Origin of the sequence: Stenotrophomonas acidaminiphila (assembly GCF_014109845.1) — a bacterium.
GTDB lineage: Bacteria > Pseudomonadota > Gammaproteobacteria > Xanthomonadales > Xanthomonadaceae > Stenotrophomonas > Stenotrophomonas acidaminiphila.
Genome location: NZ_CP043567.1, coordinates 3,044,273 through 3,068,801 on the forward strand (window position 1 = coordinate 3,044,273; position 24,529 = coordinate 3,068,801).

Sequence of the window (24,529 nt, forward strand, 5' to 3'; positions counted from 1 at the left end):
CCCCGTTCCGTTTCGGACATGCTGGCAGGGCTTGGCAAGGCTTCAACGGGGAAATGAAAAGCCCCGCGAGTGCGGGGCTTCTTAGTCTCTGTTACTTCCCTTTGGCCGCTGGTGGCGTCACGGTTCCGCTGATGCTCCACCCCTTGGGGGCTTCTTCATCCTTCTTGGCAGGGGCCGCGGCTACCTTGCTCGCCTCCACTAGTTCCACCTGCCCAGTAGGGCTGTAAGACAGCGAGCCCTCAAGTGTTTTGCCTTTCTTCTGAAGAACGTACAGCCAAGGCTCCGGCGTCATCTCGTATGAGATAGAAATCTTCCTACTCGCCAATGGGGCCGTACCCTCTGAGAACAACGAGTACGCATTGCTTGCATTACCCAATCCAACTGCATAATCCCCGAGCTTCAGCACTTTTTTTGCGTAGTCAGCGAACGGGATGATGCCCGCTATTGTTTCGACCGTCTTGCTCTCTATTTCACCCGTGGACTTGGTCAGCGTGCCATCAGACGCAAGCTCTACTGAGGCCGAGGCCTTTCCTACCCAAGGCCGCCGCACATTGATGTAGTGCTGCTGGCTGGAAATTTCCGTCTTTATTACCAGCGCATTTGAAATGAGTGTTGAGTTAGCATCCGCGCCATCTGCACAAACCCTGTCATAAGCTTTCGATACCCCGCACGTGTGCCAAGCTTGCGCGTTCTCATTGACAAGCTTTTCAACCGCCTCATGGAACGACTTAGGGGTTAATTGCGCCCCCTTGCTATCAAGATCACGGTTGATCTTTAACAGTGCAGCCGTCCCATCTTCGCTAAGCAGCATGTCGAATGGAGCCGCAGGCGCGCGGTATTCCTCCCCACCAACTTTCATCACGTACTGGACCTTCCAACGGGTCTGGACCAGCTTCGTTACCTGATAAGTCGCAGGGACTCGAGTAAGAAATGGCACGCCCCCAAGGGTAGTCTCAGTGCCTGCTTCCTTCGCATCTTGCCTTGTGATCTTGTAAACCCCGCAGCCTGATACCAACGCACATACGCCTAGCACAACTGCTGGAAACACCTTCATCCTTGCCCCCTGTACCGGCAGCGACATGCTGCCGCTGGGGGCCTTCTATCACAGCTAAAGACCAGCCGCAGTATCATCCTTAGATAAGAAACCCGCCGAGAGGCGGGTTCTTCGTTTGGGGCTTCGGGCCGCTGGATCACTTACTGGCCAGGCGCTCCAGCCTCCCCCGAGCATCGCGGAGCAGCGACCGCAGCGCGATGTGCAGCCCTTCGGCCGCCAAGCTGGGCAGCGGCTGATAGGCATATCCATCCTCGCTCTCCACCTGCGCGGCATGGATGGCGTCCGTCATCAGTAAATCCGCCACCGCATCGGCTCCTTCGATCGCCTCGCGGATGTACTGAACGCTTTGGTTCTCGTATGGGGCGAGCCGCGGGTTCTCGCTCTCCGTGAAAAGGCGTGGCCTCTCGCCCAGGTGGAGGGTCACTACGTCGCCGTCGACCTCTGCCACCACCTCGTCGCCCGCCATCACCCGCTGCTTTACACTTGCCGTTGCCATGATCGTCTCCCATTAGACGGTTGTGGTAGGCCGGGCCGGGAGTTGTCGCTCCCGGTTCGGCCGCTTCTTCATGCTGCAACCGGCGTTTTCGCCAGCTCGTTGCCGATCCGGGTCAAGCCCTTCGGGGTAATCCGGGGCTGCTCGACCACCTTTTCGGTGCCATCCTCGCGCTGCACCGTCGTGACCTTGTGGCACATCACACCCTGCTGGATGCGATCTTGGTATGCCAGCCAGCCGCTATGGCCCGGCCGGCCGTAAATCCAGCGATTCACGATGAGCCAGTTCCGCAGGTCGATGGGGCGCATCTGGAGTACCTTCGCCGCGTCTCGCATACAGAGCGAGCCTTCCGCCGCCGCGATCCGGTCATGGGCCTCGACCTTCGGCGCCTGGACCTGCACCACCTGCTCCAGCGCCAGCACCTTTTCGGTGTAGGTCAGCAGCAGCCCACGCATCGCTGCCGGGTCGGCCAGCACCGCCACCGGGTCGAACTTGGCGACCCTGGCCTCCAGCTCCTGCCAGCGGTCCACCAGCCGGGCCGTGAACTCCGGCGAGAGCTGGGCCACCACGATGATGCTGTCCCGCTTGCCCTGCTCGCCCGAGAACACGAATTCGGCTGCTGGTCGACCTGCGGTGGGCTTTTCCTCAATTTGAGGAGAAGCAATTACCCTCTGCTCTACAAGGGTCTCGATGGTGCGCTTCACGTTGTCGTGGCGCTTCTCCACCAGCTCGGCAATCTCCCGGCTGGTGATGGCAGCCTCGCCGGGCGACAGGATCATCTCGTTCATGCGGCCTTCTCCTGGTCTGCCTCCATCGCCTCGCGAAGCAGGCGATTGGTGAGGAAGTTCATGCTGCGGGTGTCGGCCTCGGCCTTCTTGCGAAGCCAGTCACGCAGCGACTCGGGAACCCTCAGAACGAGGGGGACGATCTCATCTTTCATCGGAAATCCTCGGTTTTTGCCCAAGCCGGCGGCCTGGTGCGCGCACTATCAAATAGCGGCGAACGCAGTCAACGGAGATAGTCGAGTTGATAGCTGTCCGCGCCAACGTGACACCATTTCCGTGTCAATCACATTGACGAATGACACCGAAACGGTGTCAAGACTTTCCGACACGAAAATGGTGGAATGCCGGCCGAGTGCTTTACTACAACCAAAGTTATGAGCGACGACGGCTACACCCGGATCACCCTGCGCATCCCTGATGACCTCCACGCCAAGTTGACCGAGGAGGCCGCGCGGACCTCCAAGTCGATGAACGCTGAGATCATCGGCCGCTTGGAGCGCACCTTCCCCCAGCCGATTGAAGACCGCCTTCTGAAAGAAATGCTCCAAGAGCGACTCTCAGCACTCATGAACGAGAAGATTGCCGCCAATCTCCGTGAGGTCGTCTCATCCATCAGAGGTGCATTGGGGAAAGGTGAAAAGTTCACTCCAGAAACTCCAGAAGAACTTGTTGCCATCGTACAAGCCAAAGCCCAAGCTGAACGGCACTACGCCGATGAGCAGCAGCGGCTGATAGACATGTTCAAAGAAGCAGATGTCCTGCTCAAATCCCAAAGTGGCATCGTGCTATCCGACAAGGCGACCGCCCACTACACCCCGCCCCAAGACCTCACCGAGCGTGCCAACAGCAAGCCCAAGAAGGCCAAGTAACCAGGAGCGGCAAGGATGCAGCCGAACGTCCCGATTCCCACCGATAGCATCTACAAATTCATGACCCTTTTCGGGTTCATGTTGCTTGTTACCACCGTGGTCTCGACGGTGTATGTGCACAAGTCAACGAACGACGAGCTGCTGGCCATTGCTGAAGCCAAGTACCGGCTGACAGTATATCTCGCTGCGCGCAAAGCTGACTCCAAACAGATCACCAAAGCGCTTCAGGAGGAAGACATGGCCATGCAGGCCATCCATGATCGTCGCGCTGAGATCGCCGCGTCGGACAGGGGCTTTTACCTGAAGGTCCTCGCCCTCCCTGGCGGTATGGGCCTCGCTCTCTTCGGATTCGGCTTCTACCGCTGGATCAAGGAGCAGCCGCTTCACGATGAGCTTCTCAGATTGCAGGTGACCAAAGCCCGCTTGGATGTGCACGGCACCACTGCACCTACCGATTTCATACCAGCACCAACAGATGTTGAAAGACGCAAGGCCGCCAAGGAGTAAGCTGGCAGGCACGACCCAGCCAGCCCACCACGGACAGACTTATGGATAAGCTCAACCGCGACCTGCAACGGACGCTATTGGAAGCACTTGCCGCCTCTTACCCCGAGCCGGTCTATGCGGACTTCCTTCGTCAGCATGCGCCCGGCTCCGAACTAGAGGTGAACATCGCCTACCTAGGCGAACACGAGCTTGTCGTTGCGACGTTCATGGGGAGCCTGGATATGGGGAATCCACTCCTGACGGCCAAGATCACGGCCAAGGGGCTGGACTTTCTCGCTGACGATGGTGGCCTTGGCGCCATCCTTGGCGTGCTTACCATTCGGCTCCACGAAGACTCCATCAAGCAGCTGATTGCGAGGCAGATCAACGCGTCTGACCTAGCCCCGCCCGACAAGAAGCGATATCTCGATCGGCTGCGAGAGCTGCCTGCCGAGACCACCAAACACCTTGTACTGAAGATGGTTGATGCTGGCCTGGAGAACTGGCAGAAAGCACTTCCACTGCTTCAAAGCATGTTGGGATAGACGCCATCCGGCGAAACCGGATGTAGCTCTCCGCATTCAGCTTTACGACGAACTCATCCTCTTCGGCGCGAACGCCGTCGAAGAACAGCCCGCGCGGGGCTAGGACTATGGCTTCCATGGGCTTCACCTGCGCTGGCGGCTGTGATGAGCCAACGCTACCGGCTACTTCCTGTTGATCAACGGGGAGTCCGTTCTAGCGACCCGCCGGCCCGGTGGTAGGATCGCCAGGTCTACGGATCAGGGCGGCGAAGTGAACTGGAACGGCATCTCGGCTGGGCTGGGCGTGGCTCTCGCACTCATGCTCGCGCCCATCATCACCCGGTGGTGGAAGAAGGTTGACGACTACGACAACCGACGGATGGCTGCTCACGAAGAGAAGGTCGCCAGGAAGAAGGCCGAGAAGGCGGCACAAAAGGCGGCCAAGCTGGCCGCCAAGGATCCGCGCTATACCTCAGCGACCGTTGTTGGGCCGCCTCGGATCGGTTTCGACGGTGACCGGAGCCCCGCGGAGGGCGCTGGCGAGGGCAAGACTGAGGGGTGACGGGACCGTTGCCAGCGCATTGGCGACTGCAGGCCGCGCCTCGTTGCTGACGATGAAGTCCGCCAAGCGCGGATTATTCAACGCGCGGCCTACCGTTCGACCGGCAAACACGCCCGCTAGCAAGCCAGGCCAATTGACCGGGAGGAAACCACGATCAAGCTGCCCGCCGACGCGAGCGGCAACAAGAACGCTGTGCAGGCAGTGGCCTCCAGCGTGAGCTACGGCAAGCGGTACACCGCAGGCGCGCTGCTCAACCTCACCAGCCACGGCGAGGACGACGACGCCTTCACTGCCTCCACCGGCTTCGACATCACCAGCTGGGCGGACGCGATCAAGGACGCCTTGGACAAGGATGGCCTGGACCGGATCGCCGCGGACCTGCGCACCAAGACCGGCATCCCTGCTCCTGCCATGCGCCAGGTCCGCGCCCTGTGGGCCTCCCGGGCGAAGGAGGTCAAGGCATGAAGGCGAACGAGGCTCAGGAGTCGCAGGACTGGATGCTGGCCCGCTGCGGCATGTTCACCGCGTCCCGCGCCGCCGACCTGATGGCCCGAACGAAGTCTGGCCCGAGCGCGTCCCGGGCCAACCTGCTCGCACTGCTGGCCGTTGAGCGCCTGACTGGCCAGCCGGTGGAGACCTACCGCAACTCGGCGATGGACCGGGGCATCGAACTGGAGGCCGAGGCGCGTGACGCCTACAGCTTCACCACCGGGCGCGCTGTCGAGGAAGCCGGCTTCGTGCTGTGCAGCGAGCTCCCGAACACCGGCTGCAGCCCCGATGGGCTGGTGGGCGACGGGCTGGTGGAGATCAAGTGCCCGGCCAGCATGCAGAAGCACCTGGAGGCCCTGCGCACCGGCGCGCATGCGGTCGAGTACCGCTGGCAGCTGCAGCACCAGATGCTGGTCGTCGGCGCGCCCTGGGTGGACGCGGTGAGCTACGACCCGCGCTTCCCCGACCGTCTGCAGCTGGCCATCACCCGCGTGGAGCGCGACGAGGCGGCCATCGCCGAGCTTCGCGCCGCGATCAAGGCGGCCGATCTGGAGGTGGAGAAGATCGTCGCCGAACTGCGCCAGATGCCGGAGGCGGCCTGATGGGCACCGTCACCTTCCAACCCGAAGAGAGCCGCGCCGGATCGCGCCGCGGCAGTGCTGCTCGGGCTGCGCTGTATGCGCACGTGGTCGAGGGCAAGAACGTCACCACCGCGCAGATCGCGCGCCGGTTGGGCATCACCGAACACGCGGCGCTGGGCCGGGCCAAGCGGGGACCGTTCCCCCTCACCTGGGACGCCCTGGCCAGCAAGCGGAGGAAGGCTGCATGAGCCGCCACTTCACCCGCCGCGCCCCGAAGCGCAACGAAGGGCTCAGCTGGGGCCGGTTCCCGACCGACGACGGATCCGCGGTGACCTACCGCCTGTTCCGGCGCGACCACACCGGCCGCCTGCACTTCGAGGCCCGGACCTTCTTCACCAGCGCCGCTCCCACCTACATCGCCAAGGTCCTGCGCCACGCCAAGCGCCAGCTGCACGACCGCGTGGACACCATCGACCTTCAGGCCTTGGGAGTAGCTGCATGATTGAGCTCTTAGGCAACACCAATCGTATCCCCGCGGATTGCAATTTGAGCCCTCTCGAAGGCTTCAGCCGCATTCTCAACCGAGCGGACGATGATATTGAATCGAACACGATCATGATCTTTCGGAAGGTAGCTTTGGAAGCGCTGTGCTATGTCCTTAGCCACCGTCACGTGTCCAATAGCCTGTGTCACTGCACTCGCAATGCCAATAGACAGCGAGGAGAGGCGCGGGACAGACTCCGAAACCACATCAAGGCCTACGTCCCCCACTGCAGCCAACAAAATTGCACGGCCCTCAGCAATTTCATAAATATCTTCAAGCTTACTAGGCTGCTTGAGCTCTTCTGCGAGCCCCCTGTAGTGGACAGCGGCGCGGACAATCTCAGGAAAGATATGCGCGGCAAGGATCTGTTCCTCCCGTCGAGCTTTTGCGTCGTCCCGCTCTTTTACGTCCTTTGCAAGCTTCGCTGTAGCGGAAGTGACTCTATATGTTTGCCAACCAAGAAAAGCGACGGCAACAGCAGAAGCAAGCGCCACAACCACGCCCCAAGCATCCCAGTTCACGACACAGCTCTTGCTCAACAACCAGCACTGGCTCACACCATCCAGCATGCTCATTCCCTGATCCCCCTGTGGATTGGGCGGCATTCTGCCATGCGTCCGCGCGCTCAAGCGGCCCGCCCGCAGGAGGCGAGCGATGCGAGCAATTGACCTCTTCGCCGGCCTGGGCGGTTTCAGCGAGGGCGCCGAGCAGGCAGGCTGCCAGGTCGTGTGGGCGGCGAACCACTGGCCGGCTGCCGTCCAGGTCCACGCCAACAACCATCCGGCGACGGCGCACGTCTGCCAGGACCTGCAGCAGGCCGACTGGACACTGGTGCCAGCACACGATCTGCTGCTGGCGTCGCCGGCCTGCCAAGGCCACACCCGCGCGCGCGGCAAGGAGCGCCCGCACCACGATGCCACCCGAGCCACGGCATGGGCTGTTGTCTCGGCGCTGGAATGCCACCGTCCGGCGCTCGGCCTGATCGAGAACGTTCCAGAGTTCACCCGGTGGCAGCTGTTCCCCGCGTGGTGTTCGGCCATCAACGCGCTCGGCTACGCAATCTCGCCGCATCTGGTCGATGCCGCGGACCACGGCGTGCCCCAGAACCGGGAGCGCGTGCTGATCGCGTTGACCCGCAGCAAGCACCCGATCCAGTTGGCGCTGCCCAGGCGCGAGCATGTGCCGGCTGCAAGCATCATCGACTTCGACGCGGGCCGCTGGTCCGCAGTCGAGAAACCAGGCCGCAGCGCCGCGACCCTGGGGCGCGTGCAGAACGGTCGGCGCCAGCACGGCGACCGGTTCCTGACGGCGTTCTACGGCAAGGAGCGAGGCGGACGGAGCCTGTCGCGGCCGGTCGGCACGATCACGACCCGGGATCGCTGGGCAGTGGTGGACGGCAGCAGGATGCGCATGCTCTCGGTCGATGAGGCCCGCCGCGCCATGGGCTTCCGCGCGACCTACCAGCTGCCCGATCGCCAACGGGACGCCATGCACATGCTCGGCAACGCGGTCTGCCCGCCGGTTGTGCGCGATGTGATCGAAGCACTGAGGGCTGCAGCATGACCCCCAACTTGCAACGCAATGGAGGTAGCCGACATGGCTGACGAGATCGCCCTGTGGCCGCTGAAGGAGGTCAAGCTCCGGGTCGGCCTCAGCACGGCCACGATCTACCGGATGATGGCCAAGGGCCTGTTCCCGAAGCCGCGCAAGATCGGCACGAAATCGCTGTGGTTCTCGCCGGAGATCGAGGAATTCATCCTCGCCGTTGCGGCCGGCAAACCCTGGTCCCCGAACATGGGGCAAAACATGGGGCAAGACCTCGCGGCATGAAAAAAGCCGCTGGAATCAGCGGCTTAGATCAGGTCTTGGCGGAGTGAGAGGGACAGACCGAAAGTGTCCAACACCACCCCGCCCGCGATTGAAAATCCTAATCCTATCAATCGTTTGCGCCAGACAATCGCTCGAGTGAGAGTGTCCAACAAGGTGTCCAACAGTCTGACACTCCGCCGACCTGCGAAACAAGCGCGGCTTATTCCTGGCCGGCTCGGCTCGTCTTGCCTTTACCCATCACCGCCACACACTGGGGAACGGTCCTCACATTGTCGGCACTGGCCGACAATGTGGCCTCTCGAAGTCCTGGCGCGTAGCACTAGGACGCAGGGAGGCGGCCCGGCCCTTGGGCTGCGTCCAGCAGGCCAAGGGGAAAGCGGGAGCGACCGGGCCACGGCCTGCGCACCAGCGCAGGCCGCTGGGCCCCAGGCGGGAGCCTGGGGCCTGTCGTCGGGCTGACGCCCGACGACGCGGGACGGCTTCGCCGTCCCGGGGTGTTTGGGGTGGGGAGGAGATGAGGAGCAACAGCGCGCCAGCCGCCGAGACGACACGCCCCAGCCCAGGCGATGGGCTGCCGGATGGGCTGCGGGCACGCTACGCCGACACCCTGGGCGAGGCACACGCCCTGGCCCAGGCCGAGGGGCTGCGCTACCGGGTGCCGGTGGGGGTGGCGCAGGATCGCGCTATCCGCGCGGTCCTGGACCTGGCCAACGCCAGCGGGGCGAACCCGTCGCCCGCGACGGTGGCCGCGTACCGGCGCGACCATGCGCGGCTGTCGATCGCTGGGGCTACGCCCCTGGACCAGGCCAGCACGCGGGCGCATTTCGACCGGCTGCGCAGCGCCTGCCGGTGGGTAGAGGCGCAGGAAATCGCCCGGCTTCGGTCCCTGGCCGAGTCGGCACGCAAGGCCAAGGACCTGGACGCCATGCGCGGTTACACGCTGGCCGCCTTCGAGCGGGCGACGGTCTACCGGGCGCTGTACCTGGCCCAGGATCGGCCCACCTGGGCGCAGAAGGCGGCGGCGTTACGCGCGGAGGGGCTGCGCTCGGCGTGTAAGTCCAAGCGCCAGGCGGGGCGGCGTGCGCTGTCCCCGGATCGCTTGCTGGTGGCCCTGGCCCAACAGCCTGGGCGCTGCGCCAGGGTGGAGGCCTTGGCCATGGTGTTCGCCCTGTTCGGCATTCGCCCCGCTGAGGCCACGCGGGGCCTGGTCCTGGACAAGACCGCCACCGGCCTGCGGCTGGCGGTGGCCGGGGCGAAGGTGGACGCCGTGCGCGGCCAGCCGCTGCGGGTCTTGGAAGTGGAGCCGACACGGCGCGGCCAGTCCGGCCTGGCGGTGGCCTTCCTGCGGGCCTATGTGGACGAAACAGGCGGCGACCTGGACGCCAGCCCTGCCGATGTGGTGGCCGTCCGCCGGGCCATGCGCCAGGCCCAGCCGGGGCTAAGCCCCTACGCGTACCGACACGCCCGAGCGAGCGACGCCAAGGCCACCCAGGGGCGGGCCGGTGCGGCGGCCTGGCTCGGCCATGCGAACGATAGGACACAGCAGGGCTATGGCCACGCGCGCAGCGCCAGGGGCGCGGTGGCGATCAAGGCCGCCACCGCCTCGCGCCCGGTACGGCGGACCAAGACCCTGCCGCCCACCCTGGCCGAACGCTTCGCCCAGGTGGCCACACGGCTGGCCGCGCGGACTTCTTCGCAATCTGCAACTAATGCATCGCCACCCAGGCGACGCCTGCCCAGGCCTGGCTGGTAGTCAGCGACGCGGGCGCGGACCGCGCCGCCTGCGCGGGGGGCGCAAGCCGATCAGCGGGTCGCCGTCGCTGCCGCTATCCCACCAACTTTCCTCGCCGTCGCCTTTCTGGCCCCGCAGGAACTCGCGCACATTCACGCGCGTGCGGTAGCCAGGCGGCGGGATGAACTCCTCGCCTTCTGTCGGTTGCGGCTTCGGCTTCGCCAGGGCCTTGGCCATCTGGTCCAGGAGCAAGCGCAACGCGGCGCGGGTTTCCTTCGTGCTGTCGGGCATGGTCGTACTCGGGACGGGAGGACGTTACCTAGCAGATCAGGCCGGAGGCGCAAGCGCGTAGCGCTTGCCAGGTCGTTGCTTTTCCCAAGAGTCGGGGGCGCGGGGGCATGGCCCCCGCTGTGAATGGAGACGATGTAGCCATGCCGAAAGGGCGGCCCTGGCTCACGGGCTTTTGCTTTTACACCCCACGCAGTGGGGACCCGGGCCGCGTATGCGGCCCCTTGCTTTTAGTACTCCAAAGCCTGAAAGAGCATTAGCCTCCTGCGCCGTTTTCCGCGAGGCCTCAACGGGTTGCGGCGCATTCGCTCGCACGCCCTAACCGGTCCACGCTCGCACGCGCCATCCGATTTCTCGCACGGGCCAATGCGGACCATCGCACGCGCCAACCAGTCCGGGCTGGACAACACGCTGGGAGCGATTACAAGCGCAGTCCCTCCGCTGCCTGGCCTGCCCCATGTCATTGATTACCCATGTCCCGTTCGCCTTCGCGCGTTCCGCGTTGTTCGCGCCCAAGCCCTACCGCCCAGGGGTGCCAGTGCTTCCGCTTCGCGTCATCCCCGCCGCCCAGGATTACCGGATCACGCTCCGCCACTCCGGGCCTTGCCTGACCCAGGCCCATGCCGCGGCCTGGCAAGTCGCCACCACCCTGGCCGCCAAGTCCCCGCGCGATGAAGTGCGGTTGATCGACGCGCTCCGCGCGCTCGGCCTGACCTCGGTCCAGACCTCCGCAAAGCGCCGCCTGCTTGCCCTGTTCGATGACCTGGCCACCAGTCGCGTGGAGATCAACACGCGCCGCCAGGATTACCAGGGGCCGTTGTTCGCCTATCGCAAACTGCCCAGGGGGCGCGTGTCCATGACCTGGCCGCCTGGCATGCGTGACCTGCTGGAAGATGAGGCCGTTTATCTGCCCCTGGACGGGCGCGCAGCCCTAGGCGCGTACCCGCTGGCAACCTGGTTACATGACTACATCGCCACCCATCGCCGGGCGTATGAAATCGAACTAGAAGCGCTGCGCGAACTGTGCGGGTCCAGCCTGACCGCCCATCACTTCAAGCCACGCCTGAGGCGCGCCCTGGATCAGGTCCAGGCCTCGGCCTCGTTCTTCACCCGCTACGAAATCGCCCACGGCGTGCTAACGCTCCACAAGGAACCGACGCGCGTGCTACTGCTCGACAGCCAGGCTAAGGCGTCCAAGTCGGCGCATGTGCGCCACCTGGACGCCGCACAACTCGCGGCGTCATCGCGCGCCCGTGTGGCGTTATGAGGCTGCGCCACTGCGCGCCTGATTCAACTCGAACAGGCGGCGCAGGATTCTGTCATCGGTCAGCGGCCATTCCCAGCCGTAGGCGGCGGCCACGGCTTTATCCAGGACGCGATGGAGCATGTCCAGCCAGGCCGGGCGCTCGTTATAGAGATTGGTTAGCGTGCGCTTTTTCAACGCCGTCTCGTGCCCAGGCTTGGCAACGGGACGCGCGGGGAAACCGGCGGCTTCTTCCTCTGGCGTGCGTTGCCAGTCCACCCACTCCGGCGGGTTTAGCCAGCGGTCGCGGGCTTCCACCAGCGCCCGCGCGGCATCGCCAATGGCCTGGGCGTGCGGATTTTCCGCGTAATCCTGAGCGGGAATGTTCGGCGTCAAGCCTTCCGGAAACGGGAAGGTTTCGAATGTGGTCGTTGGCGTATAGCGCGGTCGATCTTCAAGGCTAGTGCCCATGCGCAGCGCCCACAGTTCATGGAACCGCGAATGAAGAACGCCTAGGGCGGTGTCATCATCTCGGGCAATAGCGATTAGTTGGTGGTCGGCCAGTATTCCGGCGTCCATCCAGACAAACAGGCGATGTTTGGCCAGGACTGGCGTAGCGATATAGCGCGGGAGGCCCACCAGCGCCGCACGCATTGCGGGAATGGGCCGCGCCATCTGCCAAAAACGCTTGTACTTCGTCTCCTTGGTGCTCGCTTCGCGCTTGCTGTGGACAGCGTGTTGAACATGCTCAAAGGGAACCTCATACAGCGCGGCGTCAGCCTCCGGCATGTCTACGCCGTAATCGATGATCCAGGTATCCGACGGCCTCCGCGTCATGTCCATGCCGTTGGCCCAGGGCCGCACAACGTCGGCGTTAGGGCGTCCGTTCGGGTTCGGGAGTTTCAGCCACTCGCGCGCGGTCGCGCCTGGAATGTCGAACGGCCCCGCCTTCACAGTGGCGACGAATGCGGCCCCTGCGTTCTCCGGCAACTTGGCGGCGCTGGTCAGGTCAACGCCACCGCCTGCGCCATCGCTTGCCGTCAGGTCGGCGAATATCTCGGCCACCGGCTGGCCGTCAAGTGCTGCGCCCTGGGTGCTGTTTCCGTAGCAGACCAAGGACACGCGAACGGCTGCGCCCTCGTTGGTCCACGGCTCATCGCTCCATGCTTCAAAAATGCGCGCGGCTTCCGTAGCGTGCTTCAAGACCTCGCGATTAGCGCCGCCGCGAATGCTGTTGGTAGCAACAAGTCCAACGCGTTGCGTCCGGCCTGCCTTGATTGCGTCGGTAGACTTTTCGAACCAGTAGCACACCAAATCAGCAAACCCAGGCACACGCCCGCTGTACAGCGCCCGCATGCGGTCGGTGTAGTCGCGGCCCAACTCGCCCCATTGCTTCTTCGTGCCCAGAAAAGGCGGGTTGCCTACGATCACATCCGCCGCCGGCCAGGCGGCTTCGCTCCCATCCTGGTTCATCAGCGCGTCGCGGTTCTCGATCCCGCCCAGGGCTTGAAGGATCGGATTACGTCGCACGCCATAGCCGTTCTGGATCATCCACTGGATTTCACCGATCCAGACGGTCAGCCGTGCTAGGTCGGCGGCGTACTCGTTCAACTCAATGCCCAGAACGTTGGCCGGGCCGACGCTCGGCGCTTGTCGGCCCAGTCCCAGGGCTTCGCCCTCCCACAGAACGCGCGCCTCCAACCCCTTCAATGCACGCAGGGCCAGGAACAGGAAGTTACCGGAGCCACAAGCCGGATCAAGCACACGGAGCCCGCGCAGCCGCTCCAGGAACGCATTGAACCGCTGCTGGGCAGCCTTCGGTATGCCCTTGGTCTTGGCCTTGGCCAAGGTGGCGGCGATGGCCGCCTTCTCCGTCTCCCACTCCGCCAGCAGTGGGTCCACCACCACCGGCCCAACGATCTTCATGATCGTATCGGGGTCTGTGTAGTGCGCGCCCAACTGGCTGCGCTTGCTCGGGTCCAGGCCACGTTCGAACAGCGTGCCGAAAATGCTCGGATCGATCTCGGACCAGTCCAGGCGGGCCGCCTGGTCCAAGGTCGCCAGTTCCGGCGCTTCCAGACGCAACGTGCTGGCGTCCTCGAACAGGCCGCCGTTGAAGTGTTCGATTTCGGTCAGCGCAAAATCACCGCCATCCTTCATCGCCGCGAACAGCGCAGCGGCGCGGGCCTCGAACTGGTCGGGCTTGTCCTGGACGCTGCGCACCAACTTGGAAAAGATGTGGTCGGGCAGCAGGCCAATGTCCTCGGCGAACATACAGAACAGCAGGCGGTTGAGGAAATGCGCCACCGCGTGCGGCTCGTGTCCGCGCTTGCGCAGGGCGTCGGCCAGGGTGGCGAACTTCGCCGCCGCTTCTTTCGTAATGTCCGCGCGGCTCGTCCCTGGGCGCAGTTGCTGCGGATCGTTGAACGCGGCGGCCAGCAGGCGGCGCGTGTCGTGGTTGGCCAGGTCCTCCACCGTGAACCGGTGGACCTGTTTCACCGCGTTGGTGAAGTTGGTGTGGATCTCGAAGCGTTGGAGGTCACTGACGATCAACAGCGGCGGATTTTCCAGCGCGTCCGCGTACATCTTCAACTGCGCATAGGCCTTGCCCAGATCCTTGCCGGTGCCCTTGGCCTCGAACCCGAAAAATCCGCGCTTCCAGGCGTCGGCCCAGCCTTCGCCGCCGCTGGTCTTGCTGGCCCCGTACTCGTAGGTGAACCAGGTGTGCTCCGGGTCCGCCTCGCGGGGGGTGGGGTGGCCCAGGAGCCGGCACAGGTCATCAAAGAAGGACTGGAAGTCCCGGCGCTCGTCGCCGCCGTTACGCCATTTGGCGATGAAATCCTGTGGCGTCATCGGCTCCCCACCGTTCGCGTCCCCTGGTGTGGCCATTATGCCCCGGCGGAGTCACTCCACGCCGTCGCGGCGCTCCTCGACCTGGCCGAGAAGGTGCCGCAAGCGCTCGATATCAACCACCCCTTGGTCCGCCCAGTTCAGCGCCGGGTGACACGCCTTCGCCAGTGCGTCCAGCCACGGCCCGATCATCTGCTTTTTCAGCATGGCCTTGCCCGCGTAGTTCGCGTGATGGACGGACTGGGTGATGGCCCCCTTCTTCGCAGCCCCTGGGTCAATCGTCAGGGGGCCGGTCGTCTCCTGGTGCCCCATGAAGCGCTCTTGTAGCCCATGGTCAGTGCCGGAGAAGGCCATAACGGCCGCCACCGTCGTGCGGAACGAACGCAGCCCGATCTTCGCGCCCTCGTTCTCCTTCACCACGCCCGTGCGCGCCAGGTAGGTAGAGAACGCCTTGCCGCCTGCGTTGCTTGTGCTGGTGGTCGAGCCTTCGGCCTGCTCGTATTGCGGGAACAGGCGCACTTCACCGGCCGCCCGTAACTGTTCGACGTGCTCCATGAAACCCAGTTCAACCAGTTCCGGGTGGAGTGGCACCAGTCGCATACCGCTGGCCGTCTTGCCCCGGTTGATTTCGATGTAATCCCAATCACCTGCCCGCTTGATCTTCGCCAGTTCCAGCGCGGCCAGTTCGTCAGGCCTTGCCCCGGTATAGAGCAGGCACACCGGCAACCAGCGATGGTGCGTGGGCAGCATGGAGAAGCGTAGGGGGTTGAAAATGTCGATCAACTGGATCGCGTCGAACGGCTCCCAGCCCATACCGTTCGCCTTGGCGTTCAACTCCTCGCGTGAAAGTTCCTTGTGCCCATGAGTGGGGTTGGCGCCCTTCGGGTAATGCCGGTGCGTCATCGCCCACGCAAACAGCCCGGAAATCGCGGACAAGATATTGCCCGCGTAGTTCTTGGTGTAGGAGGTCGGCGGCGAAATCAGGGCCAAGTAGTACGCGCCGCAGATATCCGGCCCGATGTCGCGCAAAAGGACATCCGCGCCCACATGGTCGCGGAACGCGGCCAACCGCTCGGCGTAACTGTCGGCGGTCTTGCCGGTGACTGACTGGCGCTTGTAGGGGATAAAGTCGGCGATGGCCTGGCCCAGGGTGGGCCCAGGGCCATTCGTCGCCGGTACTGCCGGCGCCTGCGCGGGTGTGGCCGTTGCGGGGGCAAGACCTGCGGCGGCCAGGTTGCGGGCCATGTTCAACAGTTCGGCGTGGACCTCGGGCGGATCGTTGGGCGAGGTTTCCAGTCGCGCACCGTTGGGCAGGGTCAGGGTCAGGTCCCTGGTCCGGCCCTCCTGAAAGGCGGCCTCAGCCCCTGCTAGCAGTTCGTCAAGCGATTTTGTCATCGCCTTCTCCATTGCCCGGAAAGCCCGATGGTAGCGACTGGCCAGCGCCAGTGCGCGCACCTGGGCAATGAGGGGTTCGCGCGTGCACAGCGAGCGCTTGACGACGCGCAAGCCGACGCGCGGCCGCAGGCGAGCCGGAACGACAAGGCGGAAATAGAAGCCGCCACGCTGGCGGATGATGTACTGGGGAAGTCGCATGGAAGTGTCCATGCGATTGTCCAACGCAACGCTCTACACTTATGCAATATCAATAAGTTAGAGGTTGGCGGAGTGAGAGGGATTCGAACCCTCGATAGAGCTTTTGACCCTATACTCCCTTAGCAGGGGAGCCCCTTCGGCCTCTCGGGCATCACTCCGTTTTCTCTTTGCCCTGCCGCGTGTTCCGTGGCAGGGCGCGAAGAATACCGTTTAACGGGGTGAAAGGTAAACCCTTATTCGGAAGTTTCTTCACTTCCCTGTGCAGCCGGCTCGTCGCCGCGCTGGATACGCTGGAAAATTTCCTCACGGTGCACCGCCACGTCCTTGGGCGCGGTGATACCGATACGTACCTGGTTGCCCTTGACGCCGAGCACGGTCACGCTGACCGAGTCACCAATCATCAGGGTTTCGCCTACACGGCGAGTCAGGATCAACATTGTGCGAGTCTCCATGGAACCGGTGGGGGTTTCCCACCGGCATTGGCGCGCCAAGAACCTGCGCCCCACGACAAAGGGAAAAGACTCCCAATGTTAATGGCAGGCAGCAGGCGCCTTCAAGGCGCGCGGCTGCCTACGTTCATGCCAAGTGTGGCTTGATCCATTCCAGCACGCCGTCGAGCGCGGCGACCAGCCTGGGACCGTCTTCACCGCCACCCTGTGCCAGATCGGGACGACCACCGCCCTTGCCCCCGATCTGACCGGCGACATGGGACAACAGTTCCCCGGCCTTGACCCTGCCCATTGCCGAGCCATTCACGCCTGCGACCAGGGAGGCCTTGCCGTCCTGGGTACCGGCCAACAGGATCACCGCGTCGCCCAGCTGCTGCTTGAGCCGGTCCATCGCCTCGCGCAGCGCCTTGGCGTCGAAACCCTCCAGGCGCGCGGCCAGCACCTTCACACCGCCGATCTCGACCGCCGAAGCGCCCAGGTCGGCGGTCGCGCCCGAGGCCAGCTTGTCCTTGAGTGCCTCCAGCTCGCGCTCAAGCCGCTTCTGCCGCTCGCCGAGCTGGCGGATCTTCTCCACCACGTCGGTCGCCGCCCCGCCCAGCAGGCTCGCGGCCTCGGCCAGGCGGGCTTCCTCGGCATCCACATGGTCCAGCGCCCCCTGCCCGGTCACCGCCTCGATGCGGCGCACGCCGGACGAGACGCCCCCCTCGGCAGTGATCTTGAACAGGCCGATGTCGCCGGTGCGCGACACGTGGGTGCCACCACACAACTCGGTCGAGTAGTCGCCCATCTTCAGCACGCGCACGTTCTCGCCGTACTTTTCGCCGAACAGCGCCATCGCCCCGAAATCCAGCGCCTCCTGCATGCCCATGTGGTGCACTTCGGCGGCATTGTTGGCACGGACCTGCTCGTTGACCTTGCGCTCGATGAGCGCCAGCTCCTCGCTGCTGATCGGCTGGAAATGCGAGAAATCGAAGCGCAGGCGGTCCGGCGCCACCAGCGAGCCCTTCTGCTGCACATGGCTGCCCAGCACTTCGCGCAGCGCGGCATGCAGCAGGTGGGTCGCCGAGTGGTTGAGGATGGTGGCACCGCGACGGGCGCTGTCGATTCCGCCGGCAAGCATGTCGCCGAGCTTGATCACGCCCTGCTTCACGGTACCGACGTGGCCGTGGAACTGGCCGGCGAACTTCTGCGTATCAGAGACCGAAAGCTCCACGCCGTTGCCGGACAGCATGCCGGTATCGCCAACCTGGCCGCCGGATTCGGCATAGAACGGCGTCCTGTCGGTGAACACGATCACCTCGTCGCCGGCCTGCACACCCTCCACCGGGCGGCCCCCCTTGAGCAGGGCAACCACCTTGAGGCCGTCGGCCTGCTGCTGGTCGTACCCGAGGAAGACGGTGGGCGACAGGGTCGCGACCAGTTCGGCGGGCAGCGTCACGCCACCGCCGAACTTGCCGGCGGCGCGCGCCATCTCGCGCTGGTGCTCCATGGCGCTGTCGAAGCCGGCCATGTCCACCGTCATGCCGCGCTCGCGGGCGATGTCGGCGGTCAGGTCGACCGGGAAACCATAGGTGTCGTACAGGCGGAAGGCATCACCACCCGGAATGACGCCATCGTCGACCTTGGCCGCGACGTCGTCGAAGATCTTCATGCCCGCATCCAGCGTCTCGGCGAAACGCTCTTCCTCGGCCAGCAGCGCCTTGTGCACCGTGGTGGTGGCGGCCGGCAGCTCCGGATAGGCCTCGCCCATCTGCTCGACCAGGGTCGGCACCAGTTTGTGGAAGAACGGCTGGCGCACGCCCAGCATCCAGCCATGGCGCAGGGCGCGGCGGATGATCCGGCGCAGCACATAGCCGCGGCCTTCGTTGGACGGCAGCACGCCATCGACGATGAGGAACGAACAGGCGCGGATATGGTCGGCGATCACGCGCAGCGACTTGTTCTCCAGGTCGGCGGTGCCGGTCAGCCCGGCCGCCTGGCGGATCAGCGCCTGGAACAGGTCGATCTCGTAGTTGGTGTGCACGTGCTGCAGGATCGCCGCCAGGCGCTCCAGGCCCATGCCGGTGTCGACGCACGGCGCCGGCAACGGCACCAGGGTGCCGTCGGGCTGGCGGTCGAACTGCATGAACACCAGGTTCCAGATCTCGATGAAGCGGTCGCCATCCTCATCCGGCGAGCCCGGCGGGCCACCGGCGATGTGCTCGCCATGGTCGAAGAAGATCTCGGTGCACGGGCCGCACGGGCCGGTATCGGCCATCTGCCAGAAATTGTCCGAGGCATACGGCGCGCCCTTGTTGTCGCCGATGCGCACGATGCGCGCTTCCGGCACGCCGATCATGTCGCGCCACAGCGCATAGGCTTCGTCGTCGTTGTGGTAGACGGTGACCAGCAGGCGCTCGGCCGGCAGCTTCCAGACCTGGGTCAGCAGCTCCCATGCCCAGGCGATGGCGTCCTTCTTGAAGTAGTCGCCGAAGGACCAGTTGCCCAGCATCTCGAAGAAGGTGTGGTGGCGGGCGGTGTAGCCGACCGAGTCGAGGTCGTTGTGCTTGCCGCCTGCACGCAGGCAGCGCTGGACATCGGCTGCGCGCACGTAGCTGCGCTTCTCCGCGCCCAGGAACACATCCTTGAACTGCACCATGCCGGAGTTGGTGAACAGCAGGGTCGGGTCGTTGCCCGGCACCAGCGGCGCCGAAGGCACGATGGTGTGGCCCTTCCCCTTGAAGAATTCGAGGAAGTCGGCGCGGATCTGAGAGGTGGTGAACTTTACGGGTGTATTCATGAGGACTGGCGATAGGCGGGCTGGCGGCAGCCGGCTCCCCACGCGGTGCGTGGACCCGGGACGGCCGAAACCCTGAAAGGGTATCAGGCCCGGTCCGTTCAGTCCTCAGGATCGTAGCGGGTGGCCTTGCGGATGCAGCCGCCGTCGAAGCCGCGCCGGGCCAGCATGTCCGCGGCCTTGCGGCGCTGCGCCAGGTCCTGGGGCCCGTCGGGGCCGAAACGGCGGCGGACCAGGTCCCTGGCCAGCTCCGCCCAGTCGCCCTCGAAGGTAGCCAGCGCCGCCTCGATCGACTCGCTGTCCAGGCCATGCGTACCCAGTTCGGCACGGATGTGCAGGGGGCCGTAGCCGCCCCCGGTGCGGTTGCGCACCAGGGCCTCGGCGAACCGGGTGTCGTCCTGCCAGCCGTCCTCGGCCAGCCGCGCCACCGCGGCGTCCACCGCGTCGGAATCGACCCCGCGGGCCTTGAGCTTGCGCCCCAGCTCCTTGCGCGAATGTTCCCGCCGCACCAGCAGCCCGAGCGCGCGCTGCAACGGCGTCTGTTCACGCGGCCGCCGGGTGCGGCGCCCCGGCCGTTCCTCGCTGTCGTTCATTGCCGGCCATCACCCTGCATGGGTGCCGGGCACGCCCTGCACCGGCGAAAACCGCGGGGACCGGGCGACGTCACTGACGATGCGCCGCCCGTCCCCGCGGGAAAATCACTCCTCGTCCGCGTCGTCACCGGCTTCACGCGCGGCATCGGCGGGCTGGAACTTCTCGCGCAGCTCGGCTTCGAGCCTGGCGGCCACCTGCGGGTTGTCGCGCAGGTAACCGCGGGCGTTGTCCTTGCCCTGGCCGATGCGCTCGTCGCCGTAGCTGTACCAGGCGCCGGCCTTCTCCACGAGCTTGGCATCCACGCCCATGTCGATCAGTTCGCCTTCGCGGCTGATGCCTTCGCCGTACAGGATCTCGGTGATCACCTGCTTGAACGGGGGCGCCAGCTTGTTCTTGACCACCTTGATCTTGGTCTGGTTGCCGATGATCTCGTCGCCCTTCTTGATCGCGCCGATGCGGCGGATGTCCAGGCGCACCGAAGCGTAGAACTTCAGCGCGTTGCCGCCGGTGGTGGTTTCCGGGCTCTGGCCGGGCATCATCACGCCGATCTTCATGCGCAGCTGGTTGATGAAGATCACCAGGGTGTTGGAGCGCTTGATGTTGCCGGTCAGCTTGCGCAGCGCCTGGCTCATCAGTCGCGCCTGCAGGCCGGGCAGCTGGTCGCCCATCTCGCCTTCGATTTCAGCCTTGGGGGTCAGCGCGGCGACCGAGTCGATCACCAGGATGTCCACCGAGCCCGAACGGACCAGCATGTCGGCGATTTCCAGCGCCTGCTCGCCGGTGTCCGGCTGCGACAGCAGCAGGTCGTCCACGTTCACGCCCAGCTTGGCGGCGTAGATCGGGTCCAGCGCATGCTCGGCGTCGATGAAGGCCGCGGTGCCGCCCTGCTTCTGGCACTCGGCGATGGCCTGCAGGGTCAGGGTGGTCTTGCCCGAGGATTCGGGACCATAGATCTCGACCACGCGGCCCTTGGGCAGGCCGCCGATGCCCAGCGCGATGTCCAGCATCAGCGAGCCGGTGGGAATGGCCTCGACGGGCTCGACCACGCGGTCGCCCATGCGCATCACCGACCCCTTGCCGAACTGCTTTTCGATCTGGCCCAGGGCGGCAGCGAGCGCACGCTTCTTGTTATCGTCCATCGGGGTCTTCCTCGTCGTTGATGTCATGGATTTCGTCATGGGTCCACTGTAGCGGGGGCGTATCGCACAGGCTGAGACTGTTAGCGATGCGGCCAGATTATCGGGACGGGAAGGATACCGGCAGCCGCGCCGACGCCCATCGCCCGTAGGAAAACCATCGCCCCTGCGATGGGGAAAATGCCGTCACCGGTTCGGCCTCAGCAGCCCGCAATACAGCCCTTCGATGGCGAAATCCTGGTCCGGGAGGACCTCGATGGGCGCGTAGTCCGGATTGCGCGGCAGCAGACGGATGCGGTCCTTGCCGACCTTGAGCAGCTTGACCGTGATCTCGTCGTCGATGCGCGCCACCACGATCTGCCCGGAGCGTGCGTCGCGGGTACGGTGCACGCCGATCAGGTCGCCGTCGAAGATGCCTTCGTCGATCATCGAATCGCCCTGCACCTTCAGCAGGTAGTCCGGCGCCGGTGAAAAGAACACCTTGTCGAGCACCACGAAATCGTCCGATCCGATGTCCGCGCCGATCGGCAGGCCGGCGGCCACGCGCCCCAGTACCGGCAGCCGCAGCACCTGCTCGGCGGCCGCCGACGCTGCCGGCTGCGCGGCAGCATCGGCCTCCCCGGCCGGGCGTACCAGGCGGATGCCCCGCGCCCGGCCCGGCACCCGCTCGATGGCGCCGGCCGCTTCCAGTGCATCCAGGTGGTATTGCGCCGAGCGCACCCCCTTGAAGCCGAAGGCGCGGGCGATCTCGGTCTGCGACGGCGGCATGCCTTCCGCATCGATGCGCTCGGCGATCATCTGCAGGATCGCCTGCTGGGTCTGGGTCAGGTCCATGGTTAGTAGTATTACTACTAACGAACGCCACCGCAAGTACCTCGTGACGGCCGGGTTCCCACCCGCTCAAGGGCCGCCGGCAGGCCGGCCTAGGTGTGATCTCTCAGTAGGTTGTTCATCCGGGGCATCGCTGGAAGATGGGGGTTACGACACCAACCCAGCCCCCAGGAGCCCCGGATGAACCTGCATAAACATGCCCGTTTGACGCCTCGCGGTCGAGCCCTGCTTGTGGAGCGCATCCTCGTGCAGGGCCTGCGCATCGAAGAGGCCGCCCACGCGGCCGGCGTGAGCGTGCGCACGGCCTACAAGTGGCTCAAGCGATACCGGGAGGAAGGCCCTGCGGGTCTGGTTGACCGCAGCTCCCGGCCGCAGACCTGCCCCCATGCCACGCCGCCGGCCATCGTGGCGCAGGTGCTGGAGCAGCGTCGCTCGCGCCGGACCTATCGCCAGATCGCCCAGCGACTGCCCGTGGCGCCCAGCACCATCGCCCGGTTACTGCGCCGTGCCGGGCTGCATCGCCTGGCCGAACTGGAACCGGCGCTGCCGGAGAACCGCTACGAGTACGCCCGGCCCGGCCAACTGCTGCATCTGGACATCAAGAAGCTGGGGCGGATCGGTTCCCCGGGCCACCGTGTGACCGGCGACCGCTCGCGCCGGCACCGGGGCATCGGCTGGGAATACGTCCACCTGGCCATCGACGACCACTCGCGCGTGGCCTTCGCCTCCATCGCACCGGACGAGCGCGGAACCAGTGCCTGCAAGGCTCTGATCCGCACGGTGCGTTACTACCGCAGCCTGGGCGTGCGCTTCGAGCGGGTGTTGACCGACAACGGCACGTGCTACAGGTCGCGCCGCTTCCAGCGCCTGCTCCGTCGCCTCGGCCTGCGCCACCTGCGCACGCGCCCCTACACCCCGCGCACCAACGGCAAGGCCGAGCGCCTGGTGCAGACCAGCCTGCGCGAGTGGGCCTATGCCCGCGCCTACGACAACTCCGTGCAGCGGGCCGGCGCCCTCCATGACTGGCTGCACCACTACAACTGGCACCGGCTCCACGCCAGCCTAGGCTACAAGCCGCCCATCTCCCGAATCCCGCTGAACAACATACTGGGTTTACACACCTAGGGGCGCCTGCCGCTGCGCCAGATCGAGAACAGGATCCACACCCCGCACAGGCCGGCGCCGAGGAAACCGGCCACGCCCAGCGCCAGCAGCCAGCGGTTGCTGCCGCTGCCGATGCTGTTCATGACGATGGACGAGCCGATGATCAGGGCAGCGGTGACGATGCCGACGGTAAGGCGGTTGGCGGCGCGGTTGACCTGGTCGCCGAAGCCCTTCAGTCCCGGCGTGTCGACCATCAGGCGCATGCGCCCACGCCGCGCGGCCTGCAGCAGGCGGCGCATGTCGCGCGGCAGGTCGCCGGCCAGGTCCAGCGCGCCGAGCAGGCTGCGGCGACTGCGCCGCAGTACCGCGCGCGGCGCATAACGGCGGCGCATGATCCGCTCCAGGAACGGACGCGCGGCGCCGGCCATGTCGAAGTCCGGGTCCAGCTGCCGGCCCATGCCCTCCAGGGTCAGGAAGGTCTTGATCATCAACGCCAGGTCGGCCGGCAGGGTCAGCCCGTACTGGCGCAGCAGGGCGGTCACCTCGCCCAGCATCAGGCCGATGCGCAGGTCCTTGAGCGGCACCCCGCGGTACTGGTCGACGAAACTGCCCAGGTCCTGCTGCAGGCGCGATTCGTCCACCTCCACGCCACCGGCCCACTCCAGCAGCACGTCGGTCACCGCTTCGGGGTCCTGGGTCACCAGCCCGTGCAGCAACCGCGCGACCTGGAAGCGGCGCTGCTCGGACAATCGCCCGACCATGCCGAAATCGATGATGCCGATGCGGCCATCGGGCATGTAGAAAATGTTGCCCGGGTGTGGATCGGCGTGGAAACAGCCGTCGTCGAGCACCATCTTGAGGATGATCGACGCACCGGTGTGCGCCAGCGCCACGCGGTCCAGGCCGGCGGCATCGACCGCGTCCAGGTCGCGCCCGGGAATGCCGTCGACGAAATCCTGCACGTTGAGGCTCTCGCAGGTCCACTGCCAGTGCACGCGCGGGATCAGCACCTCCGGATGACCGGCGAAGTTGCCGGCGATGCGCTCGGCATTGCGGCATTCGGCGGCGAAATCCAGCTCGCGGCGCAGCGACCGGGTGAACTGCTCCACCACTTCCGCTGGCCGGTAGCGGCGCAGGTCCGGCAAGCGCGCCTCGATGATCACGGCCAGCCGCGCCAGCAGGCGCAGGTCGGCCTCGATCACCTCGCGGATGCCGGGCCGGCGCACCTTCAGCACCACCGGCGTGCCGTCGTGCAGCCAGGCCCGGTGCGCCTGCGCCAGCGAGGCGGCGGCCATCGGCCGCTGCTCCAGCCGGGCGAAGGCCTGTTCCGGCGGCTGCCCGAGGTCGGCTTCCAGCTGCCCGCGCACCTGTTCGTAGGGCAATGCCGGCACCGCGTTCTGCAGCTCGCTGAACTCGGCGATCCACTCCGGCGGGAACAGGTCCACGCGCGTGGCCAGCACCTGCCCCAGTTTGACGAAGGTCGGGCCGAGGTCTTCCATCGCCCGCCGCACCCGCACCGGCGCGGACATCTGCAGGATCTGGCCGGGATCATTCCAGTGCAGCAGGCGCCCGGCGCGCTGCAGGACATCGGCCAGGCCGACGCGGCGGACCACGTCGCCGAAGCCGTAACGGATCAGGACGGCGGCGATTTCCTGCAGCCGCCCCAGGTCGCGCACCGTACCCAGCGCCTCCCACATCAGGCGCGCCCTCCGCAGC

Annotated in this window: 27 protein-coding genes and 1 tRNA gene; 13 read left to right on the forward strand and 15 right to left on the reverse strand. The window is 65.5% G+C overall.

What is annotated here, in order from left to right:
* Positions 1-91: 91 nt before the first annotated feature.
* From F0P95_RS13875 to F0P95_RS13890, 4 genes are all read right to left on the reverse strand, one after another.
* Entirely contained in the window at positions 92-1,081 is a 990-nt protein-coding gene (locus tag F0P95_RS13875) for a hypothetical protein (protein WP_182334722.1), read from the reverse strand.
* Between the two features lie 109 nt (positions 1,082-1,190).
* Positions 1,191-1,550, reverse strand: a complete 360-nt coding sequence (locus tag F0P95_RS13880) for a hypothetical protein (protein WP_182334723.1) — start codon at positions 1,548-1,550, stop codon at positions 1,191-1,193.
* A gap of 68 nt (positions 1,551-1,618) precedes the next feature.
* A complete protein-coding gene (locus F0P95_RS13885) occupies positions 1,619-2,335 on the reverse strand; it encodes a phage antirepressor KilAC domain-containing protein (RefSeq protein ID WP_182334724.1) in 717 nt (238 codons plus the stop codon).
* Positions 2,332-2,487, reverse strand: coding sequence for an Arc family DNA-binding protein (locus F0P95_RS13890; RefSeq protein WP_182334725.1), 156 nt, complete (start codon positions 2,485-2,487; stop codon positions 2,332-2,334). The genes F0P95_RS13885 and F0P95_RS13890 overlap by 4 nt, the downstream gene beginning before the upstream one ends.
* A gap of 219 nt (positions 2,488-2,706) precedes the next feature.
* Here F0P95_RS13890 and F0P95_RS13895 point away from each other — a divergent pair, with 219 nt between their 5' ends.
* The 8 genes from F0P95_RS13895 to F0P95_RS13930 all read left to right on the forward strand — a co-directional run bounded on the left by F0P95_RS13895 (position 2,707) and on the right by F0P95_RS13930 (position 6,345).
* Positions 2,707-3,201 (forward strand): toxin-antitoxin system HicB family antitoxin, encoded by a 495-nt coding sequence (locus F0P95_RS13895; protein WP_182334726.1) that lies wholly within the window; start codon positions 2,707-2,709, stop codon positions 3,199-3,201.
* Between the two features lie 15 nt (positions 3,202-3,216).
* A complete protein-coding gene (locus tag F0P95_RS13900; protein WP_182334727.1) occupies positions 3,217-3,708 on the forward strand; it encodes a hypothetical protein in 492 nt (163 codons plus the stop codon).
* A gap of 41 nt (positions 3,709-3,749) precedes the next feature.
* Positions 3,750-4,232 carry a hypothetical protein gene (locus F0P95_RS13905; protein WP_182334728.1) on the forward strand — a complete coding sequence of 161 codons (483 nt, stop codon included), beginning with the start codon at positions 3,750-3,752 and terminating at the stop codon, positions 4,230-4,232.
* A 250-nt stretch (positions 4,233-4,482) separates the two neighbouring features.
* Positions 4,483-4,773 carry a hypothetical protein gene (locus F0P95_RS13910; RefSeq protein ID WP_182334729.1) on the forward strand — a complete coding sequence of 97 codons (291 nt, stop codon included), beginning with the start codon at positions 4,483-4,485 and terminating at the stop codon, positions 4,771-4,773.
* Between the two features lie 192 nt (positions 4,774-4,965).
* A complete protein-coding gene (locus tag F0P95_RS17375; protein WP_232528691.1) occupies positions 4,966-5,238 on the forward strand; it encodes an ERF family protein in 273 nt (90 codons plus the stop codon).
* Positions 5,235-5,864: a lambda exonuclease family protein gene (locus F0P95_RS13920; RefSeq protein WP_198422006.1), complete on the forward strand. Its 630-nt coding sequence runs from the start codon at positions 5,235-5,237 to the stop codon at positions 5,862-5,864. Before F0P95_RS17375 ends, F0P95_RS13920 begins: the two co-directional genes overlap by 4 nt.
* Positions 5,864-6,091, forward strand: a complete 228-nt coding sequence (locus F0P95_RS13925) for a hypothetical protein (RefSeq protein WP_182334730.1) — start codon at positions 5,864-5,866, stop codon at positions 6,089-6,091. The genes F0P95_RS13920 and F0P95_RS13925 overlap by 1 nt, the downstream gene beginning before the upstream one ends.
* A complete protein-coding gene (locus F0P95_RS13930; protein ID WP_182334731.1) occupies positions 6,088-6,345 on the forward strand; it encodes a hypothetical protein in 258 nt (85 codons plus the stop codon). Before F0P95_RS13925 ends, F0P95_RS13930 begins: the two co-directional genes overlap by 4 nt.
* Before the next feature lie 8 nt (positions 6,346-6,353).
* On the opposite strand, the gene F0P95_RS13935 is transcribed toward F0P95_RS13930, so the two are convergent.
* Complete coding sequence (locus tag F0P95_RS13935; protein ID WP_182334732.1) at positions 6,354-6,962, reverse strand: hypothetical protein; 609 nt, start codon at positions 6,960-6,962, stop codon at positions 6,354-6,356.
* A 79-nt stretch (positions 6,963-7,041) separates the two neighbouring features.
* Between F0P95_RS13935 and F0P95_RS13940 the strand changes: the two genes are divergently transcribed.
* The 3 genes from F0P95_RS13940 (at position 7,042) to F0P95_RS13950 (ending at position 9,970) form a co-directional block, all read left to right on the forward strand.
* Entirely contained in the window at positions 7,042-7,950 is a 909-nt protein-coding gene (locus F0P95_RS13940; RefSeq protein ID WP_182334733.1) for a DNA cytosine methyltransferase, read from the forward strand.
* A gap of 33 nt (positions 7,951-7,983) precedes the next feature.
* Positions 7,984-8,217 carry a helix-turn-helix transcriptional regulator gene (locus F0P95_RS13945; protein ID WP_182334734.1) on the forward strand — a complete coding sequence of 78 codons (234 nt, stop codon included), beginning with the start codon at positions 7,984-7,986 and terminating at the stop codon, positions 8,215-8,217.
* A gap of 514 nt (positions 8,218-8,731) precedes the next feature.
* The gene (locus F0P95_RS13950; protein ID WP_182334735.1) at positions 8,732-9,970 is read left to right on the forward strand and encodes a hypothetical protein; all 1,239 of its coding nucleotides are present in this window, start codon (positions 8,732-8,734) and stop codon (positions 9,968-9,970) included.
* Here F0P95_RS13950 and F0P95_RS13955 read toward each other — a convergent pair whose 3' ends face one another.
* A complete protein-coding gene (locus F0P95_RS13955) occupies positions 9,971-10,240 on the reverse strand; it encodes a hypothetical protein (protein ID WP_182334736.1) in 270 nt (89 codons plus the stop codon). It lies immediately after the preceding gene.
* Positions 10,241-10,694: 454 nt separating this feature from the next.
* Here F0P95_RS13955 and F0P95_RS13960 point away from each other — a divergent pair, with 454 nt between their 5' ends.
* Positions 10,695-11,504: a hypothetical protein gene (locus F0P95_RS13960; RefSeq protein ID WP_182334737.1), complete on the forward strand. Its 810-nt coding sequence runs from the start codon at positions 10,695-10,697 to the stop codon at positions 11,502-11,504.
* Here the strand turns inward: F0P95_RS13960 and F0P95_RS13965 are convergent.
* The 8 genes from F0P95_RS13965 to lexA all read right to left on the reverse strand — a co-directional run bounded on the left by F0P95_RS13965 (position 11,499) and on the right by lexA (position 21,712).
* A complete protein-coding gene (locus F0P95_RS13965) occupies positions 11,499-14,333 on the reverse strand; it encodes a class I SAM-dependent DNA methyltransferase (protein WP_182334738.1) in 2,835 nt (944 codons plus the stop codon). The two genes, F0P95_RS13960 and F0P95_RS13965, sit on opposite strands and share 6 nt — an antisense overlap.
* A gap of 51 nt (positions 14,334-14,384) precedes the next feature.
* The gene (locus F0P95_RS13970; RefSeq protein ID WP_182334739.1) at positions 14,385-15,935 is read right to left on the reverse strand and encodes a DUF6538 domain-containing protein; all 1,551 of its coding nucleotides are present in this window, start codon (positions 15,933-15,935) and stop codon (positions 14,385-14,387) included.
* A gap of 53 nt (positions 15,936-15,988) precedes the next feature.
* A tRNA-Ser gene (locus F0P95_RS13975) sits at positions 15,989-16,081 on the reverse strand.
* A 75-nt stretch (positions 16,082-16,156) separates the two neighbouring features.
* Positions 16,157-16,360 (reverse strand): carbon storage regulator CsrA, encoded by a 204-nt coding sequence (gene csrA / locus F0P95_RS13980; RefSeq protein WP_054668711.1) that lies wholly within the window; start codon positions 16,358-16,360, stop codon positions 16,157-16,159.
* A 139-nt stretch (positions 16,361-16,499) separates the two neighbouring features.
* Positions 16,500-19,151, reverse strand: a complete 2,652-nt coding sequence (gene alaS, locus F0P95_RS13985; protein WP_182334740.1) for an alanine--tRNA ligase — start codon at positions 19,149-19,151, stop codon at positions 16,500-16,502.
* A 98-nt stretch (positions 19,152-19,249) separates the two neighbouring features.
* Positions 19,250-19,741: a recombination regulator RecX gene (recX, locus tag F0P95_RS13990; RefSeq protein ID WP_182334741.1), complete on the reverse strand. Its 492-nt coding sequence runs from the start codon at positions 19,739-19,741 to the stop codon at positions 19,250-19,252.
* A 105-nt stretch (positions 19,742-19,846) separates the two neighbouring features.
* Positions 19,847-20,881 (reverse strand): recombinase RecA, encoded by a 1,035-nt coding sequence (gene recA, locus F0P95_RS13995; protein WP_182334742.1) that lies wholly within the window; start codon positions 20,879-20,881, stop codon positions 19,847-19,849.
* Positions 20,882-21,064: 183 nt separating this feature from the next.
* Entirely contained in the window at positions 21,065-21,712 is a 648-nt protein-coding gene (lexA, locus tag F0P95_RS14000; protein ID WP_182334743.1) for a transcriptional repressor LexA, read from the reverse strand.
* Positions 21,713-21,889: 177 nt separating this feature from the next.
* On the opposite strand from lexA, the gene F0P95_RS14005 reads away from it, so the two are divergent.
* Positions 21,890-22,834, forward strand: a complete 945-nt coding sequence (locus F0P95_RS14005; protein ID WP_182334744.1) for an IS481 family transposase — start codon at positions 21,890-21,892, stop codon at positions 22,832-22,834.
* Here F0P95_RS14005 and ubiB read toward each other — a convergent pair.
* Positions 22,831-24,510, reverse strand: coding sequence for a 2-polyprenylphenol 6-hydroxylase (ubiB, locus tag F0P95_RS14010; protein ID WP_182334745.1), 1,680 nt, complete (start codon positions 24,508-24,510; stop codon positions 22,831-22,833). The genes F0P95_RS14005 and ubiB overlap by 4 nt on opposite strands.
* Positions 24,511-24,529 lie beyond the last annotated feature (19 nt).